The 22,353-nt window shown below is 64.8% G+C and carries 26 protein-coding genes and 1 pseudogene; 17 read left to right on the top strand and 10 right to left on the bottom strand.

What is annotated here, in order from left to right; all coding sequences use genetic code 11:
• Positions 1 to 130 precede the first annotated feature (130 nt).
• Positions 131 to 1,423, top strand: a complete 1,293-nt coding sequence (locus ABFY71_RS10440) for a bifunctional folylpolyglutamate synthase/dihydrofolate synthase (protein ID WP_347945933.1) — start codon at positions 131 to 133, stop codon at positions 1,421 to 1,423.
• 339 nt (positions 1,424 to 1,762) lie between these two features.
• Here the strand turns inward: ABFY71_RS10440 and ABFY71_RS10435 are convergent, their stop codons facing one another.
• Positions 1,763 to 2,053 (bottom strand): hypothetical protein, encoded by a 291-nt coding sequence (locus ABFY71_RS10435; protein WP_305579353.1) that lies wholly within the window; start codon positions 2,051 to 2,053, stop codon positions 1,763 to 1,765.
• A gap of 53 nt (positions 2,054 to 2,106) precedes the next feature.
• Complete coding sequence (locus ABFY71_RS10430; protein WP_347945932.1) at positions 2,107 to 3,018, bottom strand: LysR substrate-binding domain-containing protein; 912 nt, start codon at positions 3,016 to 3,018, stop codon at positions 2,107 to 2,109.
• Between the two features lie 104 nt (positions 3,019 to 3,122).
• Between ABFY71_RS10430 and ABFY71_RS10425 the strand changes: the two genes are divergently transcribed.
• Together ABFY71_RS10425 and ABFY71_RS10420 are read left to right on the top strand one after the other, a co-directional pair.
• Entirely contained in the window at positions 3,123 to 3,269 is a 147-nt protein-coding gene (locus tag ABFY71_RS10425) for a hypothetical protein (protein ID WP_347945931.1), read from the top strand.
• Positions 3,270 to 3,321: 52 nt separating this feature from the next.
• Positions 3,322 to 3,807, top strand: coding sequence for a hypothetical protein (locus ABFY71_RS10420; RefSeq protein ID WP_347945930.1), 486 nt, complete (start codon positions 3,322 to 3,324; stop codon positions 3,805 to 3,807).
• A gap of 9 nt (positions 3,808 to 3,816) precedes the next feature.
• Here ABFY71_RS10420 and ABFY71_RS10415 read toward each other — a convergent pair whose 3' ends face one another.
• A complete protein-coding gene (locus ABFY71_RS10415; protein ID WP_347945928.1) occupies positions 3,817 to 4,749 on the bottom strand; it encodes an extensin-like domain-containing protein in 933 nt (310 codons plus the stop codon).
• 102 nt (positions 4,750 to 4,851) lie between these two features.
• On the opposite strand from ABFY71_RS10415, the gene lepA reads away from it, so the two are divergent.
• Positions 4,852 to 6,657: a translation elongation factor 4 gene (gene lepA, locus ABFY71_RS10410; protein ID WP_347945927.1), complete on the top strand. Its 1,806-nt coding sequence runs from the start codon at positions 4,852 to 4,854 to the stop codon at positions 6,655 to 6,657.
• Positions 6,658 to 6,971: 314 nt separating this feature from the next.
• Here the strand turns inward: lepA and ABFY71_RS10405 are convergent, their stop codons facing one another.
• Positions 6,972 to 7,886 carry an HNH endonuclease gene (locus tag ABFY71_RS10405; RefSeq protein WP_347945926.1) on the bottom strand — a complete coding sequence of 305 codons (915 nt, stop codon included), beginning with the start codon at positions 7,884 to 7,886 and terminating at the stop codon, positions 6,972 to 6,974.
• A gap of 137 nt (positions 7,887 to 8,023) precedes the next feature.
• On the opposite strand from ABFY71_RS10405, the gene ABFY71_RS10400 reads away from it, so the two are divergent.
• The 11 genes and pseudogenes from ABFY71_RS10400 to ABFY71_RS10350 all read left to right on the top strand — a co-directional run bounded on the left by ABFY71_RS10400 (position 8,024) and on the right by ABFY71_RS10350 (position 14,085).
• Positions 8,024 to 8,263: a type II toxin-antitoxin system Phd/YefM family antitoxin gene (locus ABFY71_RS10400; RefSeq protein WP_347945924.1), complete on the top strand. Its 240-nt coding sequence runs from the start codon at positions 8,024 to 8,026 to the stop codon at positions 8,261 to 8,263.
• A 6-nt stretch (positions 8,264 to 8,269) separates the two neighbouring features.
• Positions 8,270 to 8,644 carry a type II toxin-antitoxin system death-on-curing family toxin gene (locus ABFY71_RS10395; RefSeq protein WP_347945923.1) on the top strand — a complete coding sequence of 125 codons (375 nt, stop codon included), beginning with the start codon at positions 8,270 to 8,272 and terminating at the stop codon, positions 8,642 to 8,644.
• Positions 8,645 to 8,730: 86 nt separating this feature from the next.
• On the top strand, positions 8,731 to 9,369 hold the full coding sequence (locus ABFY71_RS10390) for a hypothetical protein (protein WP_347945922.1): 639 nt from the start codon (positions 8,731 to 8,733) through the stop codon (positions 9,367 to 9,369).
• A gap of 466 nt (positions 9,370 to 9,835) precedes the next feature.
• Complete coding sequence (locus tag ABFY71_RS10385; RefSeq protein WP_347945921.1) at positions 9,836 to 10,045, top strand: cold-shock protein; 210 nt, start codon at positions 9,836 to 9,838, stop codon at positions 10,043 to 10,045.
• Between the two features lie 62 nt (positions 10,046 to 10,107).
• Positions 10,108 to 10,317 carry a hypothetical protein gene (locus ABFY71_RS10380; protein ID WP_305579341.1) on the top strand — a complete coding sequence of 70 codons (210 nt, stop codon included), beginning with the start codon at positions 10,108 to 10,110 and terminating at the stop codon, positions 10,315 to 10,317.
• Positions 10,318 to 10,376: 59 nt separating this feature from the next.
• A pseudogene (locus ABFY71_RS19315) lies at positions 10,377 to 10,658 on the top strand (YegP family protein); the annotation flags it as partial.
• Between the two features lie 12 nt (positions 10,659 to 10,670).
• Positions 10,671 to 10,871, top strand: a complete 201-nt coding sequence (locus ABFY71_RS10370; protein WP_347946111.1) for a YegP family protein — start codon at positions 10,671 to 10,673, stop codon at positions 10,869 to 10,871.
• A gap of 71 nt (positions 10,872 to 10,942) precedes the next feature.
• The gene (locus ABFY71_RS10365) at positions 10,943 to 11,743 is read left to right on the top strand and encodes a transporter substrate-binding domain-containing protein (RefSeq protein WP_347945919.1); all 801 of its coding nucleotides are present in this window, start codon (positions 10,943 to 10,945) and stop codon (positions 11,741 to 11,743) included.
• A gap of 167 nt (positions 11,744 to 11,910) precedes the next feature.
• Entirely contained in the window at positions 11,911 to 12,711 is an 801-nt protein-coding gene (locus ABFY71_RS10360; protein ID WP_347945918.1) for an amino acid ABC transporter permease, read from the top strand.
• Positions 12,712 to 12,769: 58 nt separating this feature from the next.
• Complete coding sequence (locus tag ABFY71_RS10355; RefSeq protein ID WP_305579338.1) at positions 12,770 to 13,276, top strand: CreA family protein; 507 nt, start codon at positions 12,770 to 12,772, stop codon at positions 13,274 to 13,276.
• Between the two features lie 173 nt (positions 13,277 to 13,449).
• Positions 13,450 to 14,085: a peroxiredoxin gene (locus ABFY71_RS10350; protein ID WP_305579337.1), complete on the top strand. Its 636-nt coding sequence runs from the start codon at positions 13,450 to 13,452 to the stop codon at positions 14,083 to 14,085.
• Positions 14,086 to 14,165: 80 nt separating this feature from the next.
• On the opposite strand, the gene mbfA is transcribed toward ABFY71_RS10350, so the two are convergent.
• The 3 genes from mbfA to ABFY71_RS10335 form a co-directional block, all read right to left on the bottom strand.
• Entirely contained in the window at positions 14,166 to 15,146 is a 981-nt protein-coding gene (mbfA, locus tag ABFY71_RS10345) for an iron exporter MbfA (protein ID WP_305579336.1), read from the bottom strand.
• Between the two features lie 83 nt (positions 15,147 to 15,229).
• Positions 15,230 to 16,120 (bottom strand): NAD(P)/FAD-dependent oxidoreductase, encoded by an 891-nt coding sequence (locus tag ABFY71_RS10340; protein ID WP_347945916.1) that lies wholly within the window; start codon positions 16,118 to 16,120, stop codon positions 15,230 to 15,232.
• The gene (locus ABFY71_RS10335) at positions 16,113 to 16,568 is read right to left on the bottom strand and encodes an RrF2 family transcriptional regulator (protein WP_347945915.1); all 456 of its coding nucleotides are present in this window, start codon (positions 16,566 to 16,568) and stop codon (positions 16,113 to 16,115) included. The genes ABFY71_RS10340 and ABFY71_RS10335 overlap by 8 nt, the downstream gene beginning before the upstream one ends.
• A 167-nt stretch (positions 16,569 to 16,735) precedes the next feature.
• On the opposite strand from ABFY71_RS10335, the gene ABFY71_RS10330 reads away from it, so the two are divergent.
• Positions 16,736 to 17,989, top strand: coding sequence for an O-antigen ligase family protein (locus ABFY71_RS10330; RefSeq protein WP_347945914.1), 1,254 nt, complete (start codon positions 16,736 to 16,738; stop codon positions 17,987 to 17,989).
• Positions 17,986 to 18,864 (top strand): glycosyltransferase family 8 protein, encoded by an 879-nt coding sequence (locus ABFY71_RS10325; protein ID WP_347945913.1) that lies wholly within the window; start codon positions 17,986 to 17,988, stop codon positions 18,862 to 18,864. Before ABFY71_RS10330 ends, ABFY71_RS10325 begins: the two co-directional genes overlap by 4 nt.
• Here the strand turns inward: ABFY71_RS10325 and ABFY71_RS10320 are convergent.
• The 3 genes from ABFY71_RS10320 to ABFY71_RS10310 all read right to left on the bottom strand — a co-directional run bounded on the left by ABFY71_RS10320 (position 18,861) and on the right by ABFY71_RS10310 (position 22,091).
• Complete coding sequence (locus ABFY71_RS10320; RefSeq protein WP_347945912.1) at positions 18,861 to 19,697, bottom strand: glycosyltransferase family 32 protein; 837 nt, start codon at positions 19,695 to 19,697, stop codon at positions 18,861 to 18,863. The two genes, ABFY71_RS10325 and ABFY71_RS10320, sit on opposite strands and share 4 nt — an antisense overlap.
• 50 nt (positions 19,698 to 19,747) lie before the next feature.
• Positions 19,748 to 20,875: a Gfo/Idh/MocA family protein gene (locus tag ABFY71_RS10315; RefSeq protein WP_347945911.1), complete on the bottom strand. Its 1,128-nt coding sequence runs from the start codon at positions 20,873 to 20,875 to the stop codon at positions 19,748 to 19,750.
• Positions 20,876 to 21,041: 166 nt separating this feature from the next.
• On the bottom strand, positions 21,042 to 22,091 hold the full coding sequence (locus ABFY71_RS10310) for a DUF2793 domain-containing protein (protein WP_347945910.1): 1,050 nt from the start codon (positions 22,089 to 22,091) through the stop codon (positions 21,042 to 21,044).
• Positions 22,092 to 22,353: the final 262 nt, after the last annotated feature.

Raw genomic sequence — 22,353 nt, 5'->3', positions numbered from 1 at the left:
CGCACCGGCCGGCCAGCGTCGATAAGCCCCGGGGCTTTTCGGAGCTTTATTGACGACACTGCGCGGAAGCCCTTGAGCCGGCCCGGTCCGGCGGCGTAAACCGGGGCTCCACGAGCTCTGGTGAACCCTCATGTCGCGAACCGATGCCATCCTCAAGCGCCTGGCGCAGCTGCACCCCAAGCTGATCGATCTCAGCCTGGAGCGCATGATGCCGCTACTGGAGGCGATGGGGCGGCCGCAGGACAATCTGCCGCCGGTGATCCATGTGGCGGGCACCAATGGCAAGGGCTCGACGATTGCCTATCTGCGCGCCTTTCTCGAGGCTGCCGGCAAGAGCGTGCACGTCTATAATTCGCCGCATCTGGTGCGCTTCAACGAGCGCATTCGCCTCGCCGGCAAACTGGTCGGCACCCGGCGGCTCAACCAGGTGCTTGAGCGGGTCGAGGCGGTCAATGCCGGGCGGCCGATCACCTTTTTCGAGGTGACCACCGTGGCCGCCCTAGTGCTCTATGCCGAAACTGCAGCGGATTATCTGCTACTCGAAACCGGCATGGGCGGCACCTATGACACCACCAACGTGGTCGCGCAGCCGCTGGGGGTGATCATCACCCCGGTGGCGCTGGACCATCAGGGATTTCTGGGCACCACCATTGCCGAGATCGCCGCCAACAAGGCCGGCATTCTCAAGCGCGGCAGCCAGGCGGTGATCGGGCTGCAGCAGGACGCGGCGCATGCGGTGATCGAGCGGGCCGCTCATCGGCTGGGGATCAGGCCGATCTGGCAGGGTGAGGACTTCCACGGCACGGCCCAGGATGGCCGGCTGGTCTATCAGGACGAGGACGGGCTGCTCGATCTGCCGCCGCCGGCGCTGATCGGCGCCCACCAGTTCGACAATGCGGCGCTGGCGATTGCCGCGACGCGGCACTTCGGCTTGCCGGTCGATGCGGCGGCGCTGGCCCAGGGCCTGCGCCAGGTGGCGTGGCCGGCGCGCATGATGGCGCTGCATGGCCGGCTGCGCGATATGCTGGGGCCGGGCGGCGAGCTGTGGCTGGATGGCGGGCACAATGAGCATGGCGCCACCGCCCTGGCCCGGGTCATCGCCGAGATGAACCAGACACGGCCAGCGCCGCTGGTGCTGATCATGGGCATGATGAACACGCGCCATCCGGCAGACTTTCTCAAACCCTTTGCCGGCCAGGTGCAGCAGATCTTCACGCTGACCGTGCCGGGCGAGCCCAATGCCCACAAGGCCGAGTCCATTGCCGGGATGGCGCGCGCGGCCGGGTTTGCGGCCTCCGCCAAACGCTCGATCCTGTCGGCGCTGCAGGCGGCAGCCGCAATCCCCCATGCGCGGGTGTTGATCTGTGGCTCGCTCTATCTGGCCGGTGATGTGCTGGCCAGGAACCACACCCCCCCGGACTGATGTGCTCATGCCGTGCCGCGTCTTACCGTCGAAGGGTCACGTCCACTCACGCGCGAGCCGGCGTGGATCACCACCCGCCGCCCGGCATTGGTGAGGATCAAGCGTCCCGCTCCACCCGGCAGCCATCAATTGCCGCCTCAGGCGCCAAACATGGCGATGGCGACGGCAATACCCAGGGCAAGAATGGTGGCCACGAGAAAGAACTTGTCAGCACTCATGCCCGGTCTCTAGGACCGTGCCTGGTCAAAGGCAAGGCAATGCCTGACACGACCCCCGCAAAATCGCCTGTGCCCCGCAGCGGCGAATGGCTGTCGGCAGAGCTCAAGGCGGCCCATCCCCTCACTCCGGAAATTCCCGCTCCGTGCGCACATAGCTCACTGCCGTCGGTCGCCGGCGCCGTTCCGTTGCCTTGCATTTCTTGATGATGGCGCGCACGCGCTTGATCACGCCAATGCCCATGCCCTCGATTTCGAGCAGTTTGGGGCCGGCGATCTTGTCGATCTCGCCCAGGGTTTTCAGCCCGCAGCTTTGCAGCTTCTTGCCGGTGCCGTCCTCGTCCCGCAGGTCGATTACCGCAATGTCCTGCCATTTGAGTGCGCCGCGCAGCCATGCTCGATAACTATCTGCCATGGCTCTCCATAGCGCGAGCGCCCGTCCGCTGGCTATCCCATTGCCGCATGGCCTCATCCCCGCGTCAGTCCCAGATAGCCATTGACGCTGGCCGGCACTTCCTCGGCCAGCCAGCTGCGCAGCGCCCGCAGCTTGGCGCTCTCGCGCCGCCCCTTGGCCACCACCAGAAAATAGCCCTGTGGCCCTTCCACGCTATGGTTGAACGGCCGCACCAGCCGCCCGTCGCTGACCGCGTCGGCGCTCATCATGTCGGCGGCCATCAGCACGCCCTGTTCGGAAATCGCCGCGTCAAACGCCAATGAGGCGTCCGAATAGATCGGCCCGGTCAGCTTGATCGACGGGTCCAGCCCCACCTCGCTTCGCCACGCCTCCCAGCTGAGCATGGTGGTCACATCCTGGATCACCGGCACCTGCGCCAGATCGGCCAGCTTGCCCAGCCGTGGCGCCACCGATGGCGCGCACACCGGCTGATAGGCCGTGCCGCCGACCAGCTCGGCGGTCACTCCCGGCCAGCGCCCATGCCCGAAGCGGATGCCGCAATCGACATCGGGCCGGCTGAGATCCACCATGCTGGCGGTGACACTCAGCCGCAGTTCGATATCGGGATGCGCCTGGCTGAACTTGTTGATCCGCCAGATCAGCCAGCGCGAGGCAAACACACTGCCCACGGTGAGGTTGAGCACGCTGTCATCGCTGCCCTTCAGGCTCGCCAGCCCGTCGGCCAGGCCGGTAAACCCCGCCGTCAGCTGCGGCAGCGCGGCCTTGAGCGGCGGCAGCGGCTTCAGCCCGCTCGGCGTGCGCTCGAACAGCGCCAGCCCCAGCCGCTCCTCGGCCCGTCGCAAATGCTGGCTCACCGCGCCAATCGTCACCCCCAGCTCCTCGGCTGCCGGGGCCAGCGCGCCACGCCGCGCCACAATCTCGATGGCCCGCAGTGCATTGAGCGGAATGGGGAAGGGGTTCTGCATATAGTTTTTCTATATCCGCTTCGCGACCTTGTCCATTGTATATCGCCATTCTAGGCTTGATAATGCGGACGATAACCACAGCAAGACCCAAAGGAGGTCACAAAATGTCTAGTCTAGCCAAATTCGTGCGCCGCCTCGTCGCGCGCACCAGCCCCACCACCCGATCTGATCGGGAACTGGATAATCTGTCGCTGCGCGATTGGGCGGATTTGCCCGTGCATCACCCTCAATCCGACGCCACGTCGTTCTGAGGCCACATTCGGGAGGTCCAAGGGAGACAGCTAGTTTCTTGAAGGTGTCACCATGTTCCGTTCCCTCGCCGTGCTCTCCGTTCTCGCCCTTGGCCTCAATCCCGCCCTGGCGCAGGACGCGCCGGCACCCGCGCCGGCGGCGCCCGCTGTTCCGGCGGCCACCGATATCGTGGTCGATCCGGCGGCAACCCTTCCCAGCACCCCCAAGCAGGATAAGCTGCTGACCGGCTTTTATGCCACCCTGGCGGTGATCGAGATCTGTGCACTGCCCGTGCCCGAGGAGATCAAGGCCGGCATGGCCGGCGACCAGAAGCGCCTCGAAGCCAGCGTTGGCCTCGATGAAGTCAGCGCCATCACCGCCTATGCCAAGGTCAGGGCCGATGTCGAAGCCACCGCGCCCGATTGCGCCGAAGGCAGCCCCGACCGCGCCAGCGTTGACGCCGTCACCGCCTTTTATGCCAAGGCCGACGCGGTTCCGGCGCCCGGCACCGCCGCCCCCAGTGCCGCGCCGGCGGCACCAGCCGTCCCCGCGCAATAAGCCTGCCGCCTATTCGCAGAGCTGCGCCGTGCAGCTCTGCCCGTGGCAGCCGAGGTCGAGATGGATATGGTCCTCGTGATCGGCATTGGCCTCGGGCCCCAGCACCGTGGTGAAGCTGCCGCAGGCGGCGTCATGCGCCAGCCGCAGCAGCCGTCCCTCGGCCGCATTGCCCGGTAGCCAGCCGGTCTTGACCGCCAGCACCCGCCCGTCCTGCAGGGTGAAGCCGGTGACATCGAGCGCATTGGCAAAGCCGTGCTCGGAGACGAAACCCGTCTCGCCATTGTTGCGCTTGCGGCACATATAGCCCGGCCCGGTATTGATCTGCGCCAGCGGGCTCTCCAGCATCGCCTGGGCATAGCCATCCACCTGCGCCACCCAGGCGGGCAGGGCGCTGGCCATGGCGCAATTGGTGGTGACCGGGCTCGATAGCGGCACCAGCCGACCCCGGCTCAATACCGCCGTCACCTCGAGCGGCGATTGTTCCCCACACGCCCCCTCGGCAATTGGCGCCCGCATGGTCGCCGCGACCAGGCCCTGCAACACCGCCGGACAGGCCCCCTGATACACCCGCGCCGGTGCCGCGCGCTCTGCTGCCGCCTCGGCCTCGGGTTCGGGCGTCACGACGGGTTCCGGCGTCGTCCCGGTCTCGGCCTCTTCCGGCGCTGGCTCGACTGCCGGCTCGGCGGCGGAAAAATCCGGTCGCGCCAGGGGAATCGGCGGCGCAATCGGGGCGACGTCGGGCCGCGCCACCACCGGCGGCGTCGGCGCCCTGGGGAAATCCGGGCGCGCCGTGCCGCCGCTGTCTTTCGGCGGTGGACTGGCCTTGGCGGGCCCGGTCAGCTGGTCGGCCAGCTCCTGCAGGGGCGCCAGCCAGTCCTGCCCATAGGCGGGGCTGAAACTGCAGGTCAGGGTGAGGGCGAGGGCGATTGGGGTGATCTTCATCCCCTGCAACGCCCGGCCCGGCCGCTTCGTTGCCACATCAGCCGCCTTAACGCTGCGGAAACCATCTTTGCGCGCCCTTTGGCATCTGCTATCAGGCCACCCATGACAACGCCGCTTTCCCACATTCGCAATTTCTCCATCGTCGCGCACATCGATCATGGCAAGTCCACCCTGGCTGACCGGCTGATCCAGCTCACCGGCGGATTGGAGCTGCGCGAGATGAAGGCGCAGGTCCTCGATTCGATGGATATCGAGCGCGAACGCGGAATCACCATCAAGGCGCAGACCGTGCGCCTGAAATATCACGCGCTCAATGGCGAGGATTATATCCTCAACCTGATCGACACCCCCGGCCATGTCGACTTCGCCTATGAAGTCTCCCGTTCCATGGCCGCGGTGGAGGGATCGCTGCTGGTGGTCGACGCCAGCCAGGGCGTTGAGGCCCAGACCCTGGCCAATGTCTATCACGCGCTCGAAGCCAATCACGAAATCGTCCCGGTGCTCAACAAGGTCGATCTGCCCGCCGCCGATGTGCCGCGCGTCAAGCAGCAGATCGAGGACGTCATCGGCATCGACGCCTCCGACGCGCTGGAAATCTCCGCCAAATCGGGCATGGGCATCGACACCGTGCTCGAAGCCATCGTGCACCGCCTGCCGCCCCCCAGGGGCGATATCAACCTGCCGCTCAAGGCGCTGCTGGTCGATAGCTGGTACGATACCTATCTCGGCGTCGTCGTGCTGGTGCGCATCATCGACGGGGTGATGAAGAAGGGCCAGAAGATCCGCATGATGGCCTCTGGCGCCGTCTATGAGCTTGATCGCGTCGCCGTCAGCACGCCCAAGCTGGTCGAGGTCAAGGAACTGGGCCCCGGCGAACTGGGCGTCTTCACCGCCTCGATCAAGGAAGTAGCCGATACCAATGTCGGCGATACCATCACCGAGGACAAAAAGCCCACCGCCCAGGCCCTGCCCGATTTCCGCCCGGCCCAGCCCGTGGTGTTCTGCGGCCTGTTCCCGGTCGACGCCTCCGATTTTGACGAGCTGCGCGCCGCCATGGGCAAGCTGCGGCTCAACGACGCCAGCTTTTCCTATGAAATGGAAACCAGCGCGGCGCTCGGCTTTGGCTTCCGCTGCGGCTTTTTGGGCCTGCTGCACCTCGAAATCATCCAGGAACGGCTCAGCCGCGAGTTCGATCTCGATCTGATCGCCACCGCCCCCTCGGTGGTCTATGAAATCGCCATGACCGACGGCACGCAGATCCATCTGCACAATCCCGCCGATCTGCCCGATGTGATGAAGATCGAGGAGATCCGCGAGCCCTGGATCAAGGCGACCATTCTCACCCCCGACGACTATCTCGGCTCGATCCTCAAGCTCTGCCAGGATCGCCGCGGCATCCAGCGCAATCTGAGCTATGTCGGCAACCGCGCCATGGTCGAATACGATCTGCCGCTCAATGAGGTGGTGTTCGATTTCTATGATCGGCTGAAGTCCATTTCCAAGGGCTATGCCAGCTTTGACTATGCCCTGGCCGATTACCGCGTCGGCGATCTGGTCAAGCTGACGGTTTTGGTCAATGCCGAGCCGGTCGACGCCCTGTCCATGCTGGTGCACCGTTCCGTCGCCGAAGGCCGTGGCCGGCTGATGTGCGAAAAGCTCAAGGATCTGATCCCGCCGCACCTGTTCGTCATTCCCATCCAGGCGGCGATTGGCGGCAAGATCATCGCCCGCGAAACCGTCCGCGCCATGCGCAAGGACGTGACCGCCAAATGCTATGGCGGCGACGCCACGCGTAAGCGAAAACTGCTGGAAAAGCAGAAAAAGGGCAAAGCCAAGATGCGCCAATACGGCAATGTCGAAATCCCCCAGGAAGCCTTCATCAAGGCGCTGAAGATGGGCGACGAGTAACAAGTCCCAGCCCGCGCCCCACTCCCCGCGCGGTCCCTCCCCCTTCAGGGGCTTCGACCCGTCCCACAGGGCACATCGCGCCAGTGGCGCGATGCGAGGCGAGAAGGCCATGAGAGCTACGCTCGAATGGCGCATGGCGCAGGCCGGGACCCATCCTGAGATGCTGCAACACCCACAATCGCCGCGCGACCACAAAGATCACCCCCACCCAGCCTCCCCCTGAAAGGGGGAGGAGTCGTCCAGCGGACCGTGCACCATCCCGCCCCACCCACCGCGCGGTCCCTCCCCCTTCAGGGGGAGGTTAGGTGGGGGGCCTACGCCTTGAAACAATTCTCCCGATGCCAGGCCAGATAGCCCGGATGCGGTCGGTCCCGCGCCATCAGCGGCCCGATCAGCTTGCCCGTCTTGTTGATCAGGCTTTCCACGCCGTCGCGGTCATTGACCTGCCGTGAGACGATGATGTCGAACTCATCGCTGAGCCCGATCAGCCCCCGATCAAACATCCAGTGCGCTGTGCCCGATAGCGCCACGCCATTATTGATGATGTCGGGGCCATTGTGCTCCACCGGCCGAATATGCGCCGCCGCCACCTCGGCCCGCCCGCCGCCATTGATCAGCTTGAGCCCGGTCACCGCACAGCGCTCGCCATAGGCGCGCAGCACCACCCGGCGAAACACTCTGTCGCGCACCACCCGCGTGGTCATGGCGCTGATTCGCTCGCGCTCCTGCTCATGGATAAAGGCCGATTGCCCCATCTCGCCTAGGCCATAGGGCAGGTCCGTTGTCACCTCCGCCGCGCCCACGCGCGGCAGCAGCGACTGCTCCTCGGCCAACCCGCGCGCCAGAATGCGGTCAAAATCCTGCGGCGAGATCGGCCGCACCGCCGCCTGCGCCCGTCCGGAAATCCGGCCCTGTTCGTTGAGCAGGCCCTTTTCCACCCAGCCATCGGCATCGACAAACGGAACCGGATAGGCAAATTCGAGATAACTGCCCGGCTCGATCAGTGCCAGATACATGTCGGTGGCGCTGGGGTCGGGCACAATCCGCTCTACCCGCGCGATGGCATAATAGCCCTTCGAGCCGCGCACCTTCACGGGCTCATAATAGACAATCCAGTCGCCCACACAGGCTGCGGCGCGGTCGAGATAGGGCTTGGGGAACTGATAGCGTTCAGCCGGGCTGTCGTCGTAGATCGAGTCTGCGCGATGAATAAAAACGCCGAAACCCATAAACCCGCCCCCGCTGCTCACGCCATTCATGGAACGTGAGCAGCAAGGCTGCAAGCCTAAGTCATCATTTTGGCCAGAGACCCCCGTTTGCGCTTACCGCCTAAAATGGCTATATTAGCCATTCAGGAGCGAGCGCCATGTCCACGATCACTGCCACCGACGCCAAGAACAAATTCGGCCAAGTCCTCGACGAGGCCCAGCGCGCGCCCGTGCATGTGCAGAAAAACGGTCGCGATGTCGCCGTGGTCATCTCCGCTGCCGAGTATGCAAGGCTGAGCGCCGCCAATGCCGATGCCAAGGTCAGCCCGCGCGTGCAGCAATTGCTGGCCGAGAGCATGGTGCAGCGCCGCACCGTCTATGAAGCGCTGGCCAAGTAGCGGCCAGTGACGGCCTATCTCACCCTTGATGAAGCGCTCTATATTCACGCCGAGCTGATCCGCGTCTTTGGTGGTGCGCCCGGCGTGCGTGACAAGGGGCTGATCGAGTCCGCGCTCCTGCGGCCACAGACTGGCTATTACCCCGATCTCATCGAAGAAACCGCCGCGCTATGGGAAAGTCTGGCGATGAACCACGGCTTCATCGACGGCAATAAGCGGGTGGCCTATGCCTGTGTTGACCTGTTTCTGGGTCTCAATGGTCTGCGCCTTGTTGCTGATAATGATGCCATTATCGCTTTTATCTACACCCATCTTGAGGCTCAGACCTTTACCAAGACCGTGCTGGACAGCTGGCTGCGTGACCATGTGGCGCCGCGCTAGCAACTAATCCCCACCCCCTCCACCCGGCCTTACCCTCTCCTGTCCACCCCGCGCCACCAGGGCGCGTCGCACCAGGAGTACCAGCAATGCCCGACTTCCATCTGCCCACCACCACCGCCACCCTTGCCGAGCGCCACGAGACGCTGTGGCTGGGGCTCAGCGCCGTGCATAAGGATCTCGTCGCCCTCGGCGCCAAAAAGCCGACCGCGCCGGTGTCCGAACCCGTGCGCATCGCCGCCGAAGGCCTGCTCAGCGAGTGCGCCTCCTTCATCCGCAAGCCCAAGGAGCGCCTGCCGGTCGCGGCGGCCGACCTGGCGGGGCTGGCGGTGCAGCTGGGCCAGGCGCTGGCCGGGCTCGAGGACTGGGAGAGCCGCCACACCACCTGGGACGAGAAGTTCAACTGCCGCATCTGGAACCTCCACACCGGCTACCGGCCGATTATGCGCCTCAAGCCGCCCGCCGCAGCGCTGAAATTCGAACGGGATGACATGGACTACATACGCGGCCAGCTGGTGGTGCGCATGAAGCAGCGCGAGCGGCGCGCCTACCATGAGGGTTTTGAGGCCGGGCGCGCCGCCCGGGCCGGGGCGCCCACCGATTCCCTCTCGGCCCGCGCGGCTGCGGGCCAGACCCCGGTCGAGGCGGGCCAGGCGGCGGGCGCCGATCCGCTGGGGGCTGGGTCGGGCGGCATGCAAACTTATCCCCGGCTGCGCGGGCTGGCGTAAACTCATGCCCATCACCCCGCATGGGCGGCCTGCAGGCGAACAGTGGCGGGGTGAGCCGGGTGTGGTCTTTGCCTGCCACACAGGTTCCAGTCCGGCCGTGTGGGGACGAGCGATCCCCGTGCCGCCGTACAGTTCCAAAAACCGGCGTTCCGGGACGGCGTTCGTCTCACTATCCAATTCCTCAGAGGCGAAAGCCGTCTCGGGACCCGCCTTTCTGCAACACCCGGAGGCGTCCGCGCCGTCCGGCGCGCCGGCCTGCGCGGCCCATGGCTTTCCTTGCCCTTGGGCCCCCGTGGTGCTAAGGGTCTCTCCACGTTTTCAGCCTTTCACAGGCTTACCCATGCTGCTGGCGATCCCGGCGCGCTGGTGATCCCCGGAACCTTGTCAACGTTTCTGCCCCTGTGTGCATGTTGCCACGGGGAATTGCCCGCACCCAGTGGGGCGGACTCAGTTCGGATCTACGCACATGGCCATCAACGGCACAGTCAAATTCTTCAACGCCACCAAGGGTTTTGGTTTCATCCAGCCTGACGAGGGCGGCGACGACACTTTCGTTCACATTTCGGCCGTCGAGCGCGCCGGCCTGTCCGGCCTCAATGAAGGCCAGAAGGTTTCGTTCGAAGTCGAAAAGGGCCGCGACGGTCGCGCCAGCGCCACCAATATCGCCGTTCTCTAAAGCCTGTTGCGGGCCGCCAGCGGTTAGCCGCAGCGGCCCGTAATCTATTTGCGGAGCCCATCATGCACAAATATTCCGTCGGCCAGACCCTCGAATTGCTGCCCCTGCACGGCAGCAGCGCCCGCAAGGCGGCTGCCTGCGAAATCGTCGCCCTGCTGCCCTACGAGGGCCACATGGTGCAGTACAAGGTGCAGTCGAGCCTGGAAGCCTATCAGCGCATCGTCAGCGAAGCCGATCTGCGCGTCCCCGCCGAAGCGCTGCCGCAGGCCTGATTGCCGCCCGCTCGGCGGGCACGCCAGCGGGGTGAGCAACTTGTCCCCGCGCCGGCAGCATGGGCTATCATCGTGGCCAGGCCGCGCGGCGCCCACCAGCCCCCTTCCAATTTTCGCCACGCGGGCTAGTCTTGCACCCATCAGGCAGCCACTGCAGGCTGTCCTTGTTGAGGAGGCCCAGCGTCATGGCGCATAAATTCAAGATCACCCCCGCCGCCAACGAGCAGTTCAAGTTCGCCTTTGTCTACAATGCCGAAACTATTGTCTGGTCGGAGAACTACAAGGCCAAGGCCAGCGCCAAGTCGGCCATCGAATCGCTGAAGAAGAACGCGCCCGGCGCGCCCACGGTCGATCTGACCAGGGACGAGACCGGCACCGGCTATCGCTTCGAGATCGCCGGCTCCAGCGATGGCCAGTTCTATGTGCGCTTTGTCGCCTCCAATGGCGAAACCATGGTCCGCTCCGAGCGCTACAAGGCCAAGGCCAGCGCGGTGAACGCCATCGAATCGGTCAAGACCAATGGCCCGGACGCCGAACTTGTCGACGAGGCGTAAAGCCCATTTTCATTTCGCCAGCCGCTGGTTTAGTCTCCCGGCCACATCATTGCCCGGGAGACTGCCGCCTCATGTCATCGCTCACCAAATTGCTGGCCGCCGCTGCGGTCACCGCCTCGCTCGGCCTGTCATCGGTCGCCGCCCAGCAACTGCCTGACCTCGATGGGCGCGCCATCGTCGCCGTCACCGAAAACGCCTATGTGCCGCTCAACTTCGCCGATCCGGCCACCGGCGAGGGCATCGGCTTTGAATATGACCTGTTCAACGAGATCGCCCGGCGCCTCAACGCCACGGTCACCTGGGAGCTCTCGAGCTGGGACGTGATGATCCAGGCGGTGCGCGATGGCCAGTTCGATGTCGGCATGGACGGCATCACCATCAATGACGAGCGCAAGGCGCAGATCGATTTTTCCGACAGCTACCTCACCAGCCAGCAATTGATGCTGGTGCGCGCCGATGAAGACCGCTTCGACGGCGCCGAGAGCTTTGCCGCCAATGCCGAACTGCTGGTCGGCGCCCAGGCCGGCACCACCAATTTCTACGTCGCCGTCTACAATGTTCTCGATGGCGACGAGGCCAATCCGCGCATCAAGCTGTTCGACACCTTTGGCGCTTCGGTGCAGGCGCTGCAGGCCAATGACGTCGATACCGTGCTGATGGACCAGACCTCGGCCAATGGCTATATCGGCGCCAATCCGGGCGCCTTCAAAGTGGTCGGCACCCCGCTCGGCACCGAGGATTTCGGCTTCATCCTCACCCCGGGCTCCGATCTGGCGGCCCCCATCAACGCCGCTCTGGCCCAGATCAAGGCCGACGGCACCATGGACGCCCTGCAGCAGAAATGGTTCTACGAGTTCAATTCGGCGCAGTGATTTGAACCACTGAAGTTTCAGTCGGCACCCTCCCCGTCGCGGGGAGGGATCAAGGGTGGGGGGCGGTCGGCCCTTATATCCCGGCTCTCGCACCCCCTCCCAACCTCCCCCGCTAAGGGTCAGGTGCTGCCCCGAGTTCGCGGTTTGCAGCGTGGAACACATCATCAATGACCTATATCCCCCGCAAACCCTCCATTCTCGCCCGCACCCCCTGGTGGCTGATGGCGATCCTGCTGCTGTTCGTGCTCGGCTATTGGGGCATCGCCACCGATGCCGGCTACAGCCAGATCTTCAACGCGGTGGCGGGTGGGCTGGGCACCACGCTGTGGGTCACCGGCGTTGCCTTTTTCGCCGCCACCGTGCTCGGCCTGCTGGTCGCCCTGGCGCGCACCTCCGACAATCGCATCCTGCGCGAACTGGCCACCTTCTATGTCGAGATCATCCGCGGCATTCCCGTACTGGTGTTCCTGTTCTACGTCGCCTTTGTCGGCGCCCCGGCCATGGTCGGGGCGCTGAACTGGGTGCTGCAGCCCTTCGATACCGCCATCACCGTGCGCCAGTTCGATTTTGCCTGGCGCGCCATTGTGGCGCTCACCGTCTGCTACTCCGCCTTCATCGCCGAGATCTTTCGCGCGGGCATCCAGTCGGTCGATCGCGGCCAGCTCGAGGCCGCCCGTTCGCTCGGCCTCAGCCGCTGGAAATGCTTCCGCCTGGTCACCGCCCCCCAGGCCCTGCGCACCATCCTGCCGCCGCTGGCCAACGACTTTGTCTCCATGATCAAGGACAGCGCGCTGGTCTCGGCGCTGGGCGTGCAGGACATCACCCAATTGGGCAAGGTCTACTCCTCGGGCACCTTCCTGTTCTTTGAGACCTATAATGTGGTGGCGCTGCTCTATCTCACCCTGACCATTTCGCTGTCTCTGCTGGTGCGGGTGCTGGAGCGGCATCTGCGCGAAAACCGGCATTGACCCTTGCGCTGGCGACGCGCGCGGCCCATCTGTGGCAGACAATTTTGGGAGCCTGCTGATGAACCGTCTTGCCACCCTCGCCCTGACCGCCCTGGTTGCTGTCAGCCTCGCCGCCTGTGGCGATGCCCGTGAGGTCGGCAGCGTCGGCGTCGACTGGACCGGCAATGACATTGCCGTCGATGCTCTGGCCGATCCCGAGGTCGATGGCGTGGTCTGCCACCTGGCCTATTTCAACCGCTCCTTCATCGACCGCGTCAGCCAGGGCAACTGGTTCGAAGATCCCTCCTATTCGGCCCTTGATTGCTCGGTCACCGGCCCCATCACCATTGGCGATATTGCCACCAGGGGCGGTGGCGAAGAGATCTTCAAGGAGGGTCGTTCGCTGATCTGGAAGTCGCTGCGCGTCACCCGCATCTATGACACTGCCAACAATGCGCTGATCTACCTTGCCCATGCCCGCGAGATCCAGCAGGGCAGCGGCAAGATGAGCCTGTCGGTCATACCACTCAATACCGAGCAGGTGGTCTGGAGCAATGGTGCCCCGGCCCGTCCGGCCGCGCAATAGCACGCCGATCTGCGCCATACTGTGCCGGGCTGGCTTCTTGGAACGGCTTGGCGTGGCCCTCGGGCACAACACAAAATCATTCCGCCCGGTGCGGCTACTAGGCGAGCGCGTAGAATTCTATCTTTGTACCACGCAAACCTGGGCCAGCTTCGGCCCCAAAAAGGAACAGCACGATGTCCATTTTGATTGGCGACACCGCCCCCGATTTTACCGCTGACTCCAGCGAAGGCCCGATCCACTTCTACGATTACATCGAGGGCTCCTGGGCCGTGCTGTTCAGCCACCCCAAGAACTACACCCCGGTATGCACCACCGAACTGGGCTTTACCGCCAAGCTCAAGCCCGAATTCGACAAGCGGGGCGTCAAGGTGCTGGGCCTGAGTGTCGACAAGCTCGAGGATCACGCCGGCTGGGCCAGGGACATCGAGGAAACCCAGGGCGTCGCGCTCAATTTCCCGCTGCTGGCCGATACCGATGGTTCAGTCGCCCGCAAATACGACATGATCCATCCCAATGCCGATAACAGCCTGACCGTGCGCTCGGTCTTCGTCATCGGGCCCGACAAGAAGGTCAAGCTCAAGATCGAGTATCCCGCTTCCACCGGCCGCAATTTCAACGAAGTGCTGCGCGTCATCGACAGCCTGCAGCTGACCGCCAAGCACCAGGTCGCTACCCCGGTGAACTGGGAAAATGGCGATGATGTCATCATTGCCGGCTCGGTCAGCAACGAGGCGGCCAAGGCGAAATATCCAGAGGGCTGGAAGGAACTCAAGCCCTATCTCCGCGTTGTACCGCAACCCCGCGACTAATCCGCGGCGGCCCGTTTTCTCCCTGACTGATCTGGGCGGTAGCAGAAGCTGCCGCCCTTTCTCGTCGCCGCCCTGAACAGCTAGGCCATGCCAATGGCGATGCCGGCAGCGAACACCAGCGCGCCACCGACCACCACCTGCAGGGCGGCGCGCCAGAACGGGGTCTGCATGTAGCGGTTCTGGATGAAGGCGATGGCCCACAGCTCGATGAGCACCACAGCAATGGCAATGGTGGTGGCAACGGTGAAATCGGCGATGAGATAAGGCAAGGCGTGGCCGAGGCCGCCAATGGCAGTCATGATACCGGCGGCCAAGCCGCGCTTGATGGGTGAACCGCGCCCGGTCAGCTTGCCATCGTCCGACGCCGCTTCGGTAAAACCCATGGAAATGCCGGCGCCGACCGCGGCGGCCAGGCCCACCAGGAAGGTCTGGTGCGTATCGCCCGTGGCCATGGCCGCCGCAAACACCGGCGCCAGGGTGGAAACCGAGCCATCCATCAGCCCGGCCAGGCCAGGCTGGACATAAGTCAGCACGAACTGGCGGTGCGCTTCGCTCTTTTCGGTGTCGCGACCGTCCTCGCCGAGCACGTCAGCATCAATGCGGTCGGCTGCCTGGGCGTGTTTGCGCTCCTGCTCGGCCAGATCGCCAAGCAGCTTGCGGATGGCGACGTCTGTGGCCTGGTCGGCGGCAGCCAGATAGAAGCGGTAGGCGCTTTCCTCCATCTCCCAGGCCTGCTGGCGCACCGCCTCAAGTGTCATGGTCTTCATCAGCCAGAGCGGCTTGCGGCTGAGAAAGCCGCGCACATGTTCGCGTCGGATTGGTACCAGATGATCCCCGAAGCGGGCGACATAGAGATCGAGCAGGCGGCGGCGGTGTTCGTTCTCCTCCGCAGCCATGCCTTCAAACAGAGCGGCAGAGCCGGGATAGATGGCGGCCAGCCGAGTCGCGAACTCGGCATAAATGCGCCCGTCCTCCTCCTCGCCGGCAATCGCCAGAGCAAGGATTTCGCGTTCGGATAAAGACGAAAAAGCGCGGCGATTGTCGGGCAGGAGAGAGAACATGAGGTGCCATCTACCGAAGGAAGTTGGCAGTTTTCTAGAACCATTCTAAACTGATGGCAACTGCTGACGATACGCGATCGGGGCTAAACCAGCATGGATTGCTGCGCAAAAACGCCGGCCATGGCGCCATGCGCCACCGCCAGGGTCACGCTGGCCATCGGATTGGCCAGATCACCCGCCGCATAGACGCCGGGGAGACTGGTCTGGCGTCGATCATCGATGGTGAGCGCAATGCCGAACGGGCCCTCGCTCAGCTCCAGGCCCAGTGGACTGTGCAAATCGGCCGAAGGGCGATTGCGGGGGTGGGCGAACAGCACATCGAGCGCGATTTGCCTGCCATCATCCAGCTCGACAGCGGCGATGCGGCCGTGCCGATGATTGATGGCACTGACCTTGCCCTCGACCAGCGCAACATTGCGACGGGCCAGATCGGCACGGGCCTCGGCATCGACAGGGTGGCCATCAGCGAACAGGGTCAACCGGTTGGTCCAATCGCCATAGAGCATGACCATGTGCAGCGAATGGAGGCCCGAATAGATCAGGCCCCAATGCTGGTCGGCCACTTCAAAACCATCGCAATAGGGGCAGGGTACGACCGTTTTGCCCCAGCATTCGGCGAAGCCGGGCAGACTGGGAAACTGGTCGGTGACGCCGTAACTGAGCAGCAGGCGACGCGCCTGCAGCGTGTCACCAGCACCAGTGTGGACGGCAAAATCGTCGAGCGTGCCGCTGGCCGTGGTGGCACCCGAAGCGACCAGCCTGACCGTGGGGTAACGGGCCAGTTGCTGCCGGGCAAGGTGCAGAATGTCAGCAGGCGGCCGGTGATCATGGCCGAGCAGGCCGTGCGAATGGCCGGCAAAGCGGTTGCGCGGCAGGCCGGTGTCGAGCACAGTGACCTTGCGCCGCGCGCGGCCCAATTGCAGGGCGGCGGACAGGCCGGCAAAGCTGCCGCCAATGATAACAACATCATCCATGGGATAAAACTCCGGGCGTAGGACCGAGGGGATGGGGGGTGGCCTGGTGGACTATATCGGCCAGTGAGACGCGGGCCAGTCGGGCGGCCAGCAGCGCTTCGGCGTCGGCCAGAAACTCGCCCATGACCGTATCGACGGCACGCACAATGCCGCATTGCTGATCTCCTGGATCGCTTTCGGTGCGGATCAGCAGGCTCTCGCCCATGGCGACATAGATGGCCTGCAGGCTCAGCTGATCGGCAGGCCGCAGCAGACGCCACCCTCCGTCATGGCCTTTGGTGGCGCCGACAATCCCAGCCTCGCGCAGTTCGCCCAGCACACGGCGGACCACCACCGCATTGGTCATCAGGCATTGGGCCAGCGTGGCCGAAGTCATGGCAGTATCGGGTTGCAGGTGCAGATGCACCAAAGCATGCAGGGCGAGTGACAGGCGGCTGGATCGTTTCATGTAACTTCATTTGTTACAATTTGGTTTTGCTGTCAACTGCCTCTGGCCGAAATCTGTTGCGCCGACGTCGCGCGGTAGCCTGACTGAAGAAAATAGCGCCGCCATCTGGACCAATCGAGCGCGGATGCGTGACGTTGGGCAGTTGACGCCCCGGTGGCGAAACGACATTGTCCGGCCAAATTGTGCCGGGGTCGATGAACGTGCTGCCCAAACTGGTTTTCATGCTTGCCTGGGCGGCCTTGTTCGCCGGGCTGACCTTGCCAACGCCGACCCCTGAAGTTGCAAATATTGCGACGCTGGGGCTGATGGGGGTGGGGCTGGTGCTGCTGGCGCTGGTGCCGTCAGCGCGGCTGGTATTGCGGCAGCCGGCCATTGTGCTATCGGCGGCGGCGGGCGTCGTGCTGCTCGTGGCGCTCGGGTTTACCGCGTCTTCGCCGCTGCATATCGCCATGATCATGGTGCTGGCGCCGCTCTGGCTGGCGGGCCCGCATGCCGGTTTGCTGACCTGGCTGGGAGCGCGGCTGACGCCGTTGGTGATCGCCAGTCTTGCCCTGGCCGGCGCGGCTGCTGGGGCCGCAATTGCCGCCTATGGTGCGCTGGTGCTGCAGCTGGAACGCGGCGGGTATCTGGTCAACAATCCCATCCATCTGGGCGATCTGTCGCTGATGCTTGGCTTTGTGGCGCTGGTGGGCATGCTGGACCGGCGCCGGGTGCGCTTCGTGTTCCTGCTGGGGCCGGTGCTGGCCCTGACCGCGGTGTGGTTCACCGGTTCGCGCGGGCCATTGGTGGCCTTTGTGCCGATGCTGGTTGTGGCCGCAACTGTTCTGGCCGTGATGACGCTGTCGCGCAGGCAGGCCATGACGGCCATTGCTGGGGTGGTCCTGCTGATTGCGGTGGCCGGCACCGCCATGATCGGCCTGGGGCTGGGCGGACGGCTTGGGGGGCTGGGCGAGGCTGCCATGGCGCTGGTGACGGGCGGCCCCACTGACGGCGCGATCGGGGAGCGGCTTTTCATGTATCAGACCGCCTGGAACGCCTTCTGGGCCTCGCCCTGGTTTGGCTATGGCATGATCGACTATACGATCAGCGCCGCGCCGTTTGCGCCCCCGGGACCGGGCTATCCACCCTCCGGGCATTTGCATAGCGATCTGGCCGATTTTGCGGTGATCGGCGGCGTGCTGGGATTGATCAGCTATGGCCTGCTGCTGGCGGCGCCGCTGGCCGGGGCGCTGGCGACGCGGGGGCAGAACCGACAGGCTGCGCTCTATCTGGGTGCCACGGCCAGTGTGGGCTATCTGAGCATGGGGCTGACCAATGCGATGTTCGGCATCCTGACCCAGACCGTGGTCTATGCGGTGATTCTGGCGCTGATCGCGGCATTGGCGCAACCCGCGCCCCTGGCACAGGGAGAGACCGCTTGACTGGCACGCCGATCCACATCGCCCTGACCTTTGACGACAATTTCTGGGCGCCAGCCTATGCGCTGATGCGTTCGATCTGTCTGAGCAGCCGACGGCGGGCCGATATAGTGTTTCATCTGCTGCATCTGCCGCTGACCGAGCAGCATATGGCCGACCTTGGCGCGATCACCACCGAATTCGGCGCCAGCCTCGTCTGGTACAATCTCTCCGACAATGCAGAATTCGAACACGTCGTCCGCGACCTGCCCACCAGCACGCAATGGCCCAAGGTGGTCTATGGCCGCCTGCTGCTCGGCAGCCTCCTGCCCGAACACGTCGAGCGGGTGATCTATCTCGATTGCGACATGATGGTGCGCGACCCGATCGAGACGCTGTATGACACCGATCTGGCAGGCTTCCCGCTGGCGGCCGTACGCGACTCGGTGGATCCCTTCATCATGGGCAAGCGCGACATGGTGCAGAACCGGGATCTGTTCGAATATGCCGACCCCTATTTCAACTCCGGCATGCTGCTGATCGATCTGGTGGCGTGGCGCGCCATCGATATCAGAGCGCAGGTCACGGAGCTGGCGGCGCGCGGCATCATGAGCCGGCTGTATTACGACCAGGACATGCTCAACCTGATCTTTCACAATAACTGGCTGGCCCTGCCATGGCGCTGGAATACCATCGACGCCCATGCCGCCCATGAGGGGATGAACCCGGCCATTCTGCACTACACGCGCAAAGCCAAGCCCTGGGGGGTGCTGTCGGGCATCCTGCACTCCAGCGCCCATGCCCGGTTCTATCGGCACGTGATGACCAATGAACTGTTCTATCGCTTCGCCCGGCACCGCTGGCGGCGCTGGTGGAAAAAGCTGCTGCGGCTCAGCTAGCGCTGATCGAGTTCAATGCCCTCGCGCTCGCACAGGGTCCAGAGCGCACTACCGGGTTCGGGCAGCGGCAGGTCGGCGCGGCCGCGGCGGGTCAGCTGGCTGCGCCAGAGATGGACGGCCAGGGTGTCCGGGGCAATCGCGCCATCAATGCTGGAGCCCGCCAGCATCAGGGCGGGAATACCTTCATAGGGGATGGGGTAGAGCGCCGTGCTGGGCCGCACCAGATGCTCGAGCCCGTGCTGTGCCATATAATGGGTCAGGGCCATCGGGCCGGTGGCGCCATATTGCATGTCTTCGGGCGCGATTTTTTCGCCCAGCAGGCGCCTAGCGGCGACTTCGAGACGCCGGAACAGCGGCAGATGCGGCTCCAGCAGCGGGCGCTCGGTGTCGGTGAAAATCGACAGCAGATCGTCGAGCAGCGGGGCATCGGCCGGGATATGCAGCACCGCGCCGTTGATCGAGCCGGGCCGCTCATAGGCCATCAGATAATCGGGCGGGCCTTCTATGGGGCGGACGCAATAGACGTCGAGATCGGCATAGATGCCGCGACCCTGCCGCAGCACCATCATGCGGAAATAATCGGAAAACACGCCGGGCGTGCCCTTGCCTTTGTAGAATACCAGCTTGTCGCGTGGCAGCACCTCGGCGGCGTCGCGCGCGATGGCGCCGGGTGGCAGGCCCGCAATGGGGTCGAATGAATAGACCTCCACGGCGTGGCCATGGCGGCGGAAGGAGGCGATCGAGAGGGCCTCGAGCCAGCTCATCGGGCCATGCCAGAAGCTGACAATGGTGGGCAATTGCGCGGTCATGGTGGTCCGGGTGTGACGGGACATTGCCGTGTGCTTACCCCGGCACGCGCCATGCTGTCACCCCGGAGCATGGCTCAGCCCAGCACGCCGTTGCGCAGCGAGCTTGCCAGTGGCTCGGGACGCGCGACGGGGGTCTTGATATCGATGGTGCGGCCATCGCGCGAGGCGGTTTCGAAGGCCTCCATGACTTCGAGCACATGCAGGGCCAGATCGCCATTGGCGCGATGCGGGCGATTGTCGAGAATGCCGTGCGCCATGTCGGCGACGCCGAGCGAGCGATAATTGCCATCGGCATAGGGCTGGGTCACCGGGACCGGGGTCCAGTCCTCGCCCTTGCCGCGCTTGCGCAGTTCCACATCGCCGCCGAAGAAATTGGGATCGGGAACGATCAGGCTGGCCTCGGTGCCATAGAGTTCGAGCGGCACATGCTTGTGCGCGGCAACATCGAAGCTGAGCCCGACCTGCACGATGGCCCCATTGGCAAAGCCCAGCGCGCCGGTGACATGGGTGTCGATCCTGACGTCCATGATCTCGCCCTTCCGGGGCTCGGAGGTGACGGGGCGCTGGGCGCGCAGGCGCGAACTCATGGCCGAGACGCGCGCCACCGGGCCGAGCAGGTTGACCAGGTCGGTGATATAATAGGGACCCATGTCGAGCACCGGGCCGCCGCCGATATCGTAGTAGAAGGCCGGATCGGGGTGCCAGCTTTCGTGGCCCGGGCACTGAAAGAAGGCGGTGCCGCCGACCAGCTGGCCGAGCGCCCCGCTATCGACCACGCTGCGCGCCTGCTGGTGCGAGCCGCCCAGGAAGGTATCGGGTGCCGAGCCGATGCGCAGGCCAGCCCGGTTGGCCGCGTCGAGCAGCTGGCGCCCCTCCGCATAATTGATGCCAAGCGGCTTTTCCGAATAGACGTGCTTGCCGGCGGCCAGACAGCGCAGGCCGACCTCGACATGGGCGCGGGGGATGGTCAGGTTGACGATCAGCTGGATGTCGGGGCTGGCCAGCATCTCGTCGATGCTCATCGCGCTCAGGCCGAATTCGGTGGCGCGGGCCTGCGACGCCTCGGGGCGCATATCGGCCAGCCCCCTGATATCGAGGACCGGAAAGCCGGCCATGGTTTCATGGCCGGTGATGGCCCGCAGATAGGCCGACGAAATATTGCCGGCGCCGATAAAGCCGATCCCCAAGCGCTTGCCGCTCATGCGCGTATTCCTCCCAGACGTACGTGCGTCAAACTAGCGGGGAGAATTGCGCCGCGCCAGCCGGGCGGCAAAATTTATCGCGCTCACCCTGTATCGGGGCCAGCCGGGCCGGAGCGCCCCGGCGCACGACAGCGTTGTCGGGGGAGCTTTCGACCGGGCGGCGATCTCAATTACTCTCCAGTGCTTTCACCCGGCGGGCCAGCTCATGCACTGCCGCGATCAGGGGGGCGATGAAGGCATCGTAGCGCAGGCCCTGTTCGCTGTCGGGATCGGTGGGGTCGGCCAGGATGTGGCCGGCGAAATCCCTGCCGGCGAGGGCCGCCTCCACGTCCTGCGCCAGGAGGCCATAATGGGTGCGCCGCCCGGGAAGGCTCGCGCCCGCCGCCTGGCCACCGACGCGCCAGCGATAGCGCACCGGGGCCAGCGACAGAATGAAATCAAGCCCGAGATCGCAGACGCCGATGTCGGTTTTCAGACGCGCGTCGGAGGTCTGGATGGTGCCGGTAGCCGCCCACAGGGTTGACCAGCGCGCGCCGGGGCCGCCCAGCGTCATGGCGTTGTCGGTGGCGGGCTGGATGCTGGCAGCAACGGTCGCGGCGCCAGTGGCCGCATTGACGGTAATCGCATCGATCCAGGTGACGCCATCGGGGCTGACCTTGAGGCGCCAGTGATCATCGCCGGCCAGACCCATTTCGGCGCGGCCGGACCAGTTGGTCTGATAGAGCAGGCTGGCGGTGTCACCGGGCGCGGCCTTGTTGATTTTTACCTGATGACCATTGCCGGCATGGCTGAGCAGGCTGGCCGCCGATGCGACCGCAAGGCGATTGGTGGTGTCGGCGCTGGTATTGATGCCGAGCTGCGGCAGGGCGGCGCCGAGCGACACCAACGGGGTCCAGGCGCCGGCATCAAACACCATCTGGGTCTGGTCGGAACGGTCATACACCTGCCAGCCGGCAGCCGGATCAAGAAAGCTCCAGGCGCCCGACTGGAAGGCGGCGATCTCATTGCTGTGGCCAGACCAGGCGCCCGTTGCGCCAGCGGGTACGATCCAGGCTTCTCCGGCCATCGGGGTGGCCGGGGGCGTGGCCAGCGTGCGGCTTTCCACAGTGGGCTGCACCAGCGCGTCGAGCGTCTGGATGGCCTCATTGTGCGTGATGTGCTTTTGCGCCTGGCCCGGCATGATGAATGGCAGTGTGAGGCGGGGTGTGTGATCCATTGGGGTTCTCCTTTGCACGAAGTATCCGGCTGGAACGAGGGGCGGGGACAAGCGGGACAGCCGGGTTCGAACAACGGGGCGTCTTTTGCCGACAGCCGGCGAAACTGTTCGCCACACGACTCAGCGCCGCCCGGCCTTGCGGCGTCGCGGTGACACGGGGTGACGGACGGCCATCGAACCTTCCGAAACAGATAAAGGGCCCAAAGGCCGCCCGTCACGAGCCGCTTTGCTGCAGGGTCCGGTTCAGGCGGTACCAGTATTG

The organism is Devosia alba (assembly GCF_039938915.1).
Classification (GTDB): domain Bacteria; phylum Pseudomonadota; class Alphaproteobacteria; order Rhizobiales; family Devosiaceae; genus Devosia; species Devosia alba.
The sequence above is the reverse complement of the archived record's forward strand: the minus strand, read 5'-3'. Positions and strand labels throughout refer to the sequence as shown.